Raw genomic sequence first — 2195 nt, forward strand, 5'->3', positions numbered from 1 at the left:
GACATTAAAGAGAATACTATTCCTAAAGATGATTATGTTTCTCTTAAAACTCAGTTAGAAAATGAGATCTCTGTTCGCAGTACTGAGCTTGAAAAAATCAAGGAGAACACTATCCCTAAAGATGAATACATCTCCCTTCAAAATAGATTTGAAAATGAGATTTCTGCTCGCAATAGCGAACTTGAATATATCAAGGAGAGGTCAGTTCCTAAAGAAGATTTCATTTCTCTTCAAACCCAATTACAAAATGAAATCAATACAAAAGATAATGAGCTTCGCTATTTAAGAGAACAAACTGTTCCTCGTGAAGACTTCATTAAGCTTCAAAGCGAACTAACTAGAAAGAATGATAAGATCAAAAGATTGGAGGAAATCAATAATTTCTTTAATGAGCTTCAAGAAGAACAAGAAGCTTATGAAACTTTAGAAACAACACCTCCTTTCAGATTAGAGAAAAAACAAGGTAGATAATTTTATCTACTGACTTTTTTTATTTTTTGATTTATTTATAATTCCTTACCTATCTATTCCTTTACTTTTAATATTCTTTTATTCCATAGTCCCATTTTCTGAAATGCAAGCGTATTAATTATAATGTGTGAGTAATGTTCTATTGAAATTATGAAAGGACTCGTCAATTATTCGAGCACTTTTTTCATGATGGATTTGCCCACAGGGTGGTGGAATGTTCTTTTTCTTACTTTAATTTACTTTATACCGTAAAGTATTTATATAACCTCAAACTCATGTATTAAGTAGAAAGGTTTAGTCAACGTTATAACTTATTTTCTCATGTTGATATTATAAACTGATCTGATTATTTTATGAAAAATTAAAAAGGTGATTATTAATGGCACAAGGACAACCAATTTTTATTTTACCTGAAGGTACAAACAGGTCTGTCGGCAGAGATGCGCAAAGAAACAACATTTTAGCTGGTAAAGTATTAGCTGAAACCGTAAGAACTACTTTAGGTCCAAAAGGAATGGACAAAATGTTAGTAGACGGACTTGGAGACATTGTCGTAACCAACGACGGTGTAACAATCTTAAAAGAAATGGATATTGAACACCCAGCAGCAAAAATGCTCGTAGAAGTAGCAAAAACCCAAGAAGACGAAGTTGGAGATGGAACCACTACTGCAGTTATCATTGCTGGAGAATTATTAAAAAAATCCGAAAACTTACTCGATTCCGACATTCACCCAACTATCATAGCTATGGGTTACAGAAAAGCTGCTGAAAAAGCACAAGAAATCTTAGATGAAATCGCAATCGACGACGTGGACTCCGAAACTTTAATGAAAGTAGCTATGACTGCTATGACTGGTAAAGGAACCGAAGCAGCACGTGAACCATTAGCAAAATTAATCGTTGATGCAGTAGAAGCTGTAGCTGATGACGATGGCGTAGACATAGACAACATTAAAATCGAGAAAAAAGATGGCGCTGTTGTTGACGAATCCAGCTTAGTTGAAGGTGTAATCATAGACAAAGAAAGAGTTCACCCTGGTATGCCAAGCTTAATCGAAGGTGCAAAAATCGCATTAATCAATGCTCCATTAGAAGTTAAAGAAACTGAAATGGATGCAGAAATCACAATCACTGACCCTGCTCAAATGCAAGCTTTCATCGAACAAGAAGAAAAAATGGTTAAAGACATGGTCAACAAAGTTGTTGATGCTGGTGCAAACGTATTATTCGCACAAAAAGGTATTGATGATTTAGCACAACACTACTTATCCAAAGCTGGCGTTTTAGCAGTAAGAAGAGTTAAAAAATCTGACATCGAAAAATTATCCAGAGCTACCGGTGCTAATGTACTTACAAACTTAGACGACTTAACCCCAGAAGATTTAGGTGACGCTGGAATCGTAGAAGAAAGAAAAATCTCCGGAGAAGAAATGATCTTCGTAGAAGAATGCAGCGGAGCTAAATCCGTAACATTATTCATAAGAGGAAGTACCAAACACATCGTAGCAGAAATCGTAAGAGCAATCGAAGACGCTATCGGTGTAGTAGCAGCTACCGTAGAAGATGATAAAGTTGTAGCTGGTGGAGGAGCTCCTGAAATCGCAATGGCTAAAAAACTCAAAGACTACGCAGAATCCATTTCCGGCAGAGAACAATTAGCTGTAAACGCATTTGCAGAAGCTTTAGAAATCGTACCAAAAACCTTAGCTGAAAACGCAGGTT

The 2195-nt window shown here is 35.8% G+C and carries 1 protein-coding gene and 1 pseudogene; both read left to right on the forward strand.

Going from position 1 to position 2195, the window contains the following annotated elements:
• Nucleotides 1–471, forward strand: a pseudogene (locus tag E7Z77_RS09130) (hypothetical protein); the annotation flags it as partial.
• A gap of 379 nt (nucleotides 472–850) precedes the next feature.
• A partial coding sequence (gene thsA / locus E7Z77_RS09135) for a thermosome subunit alpha (protein ID WP_292753236.1) occupies nucleotides 851–2195 on the forward strand: 1345 nt, incomplete at its 3' end.

Origin of the sequence: Methanobrevibacter sp., from assembly GCF_015062985.1 — an archaeon.
GTDB lineage: Archaea > Methanobacteriota > Methanobacteria > Methanobacteriales > Methanobacteriaceae > Methanocatella.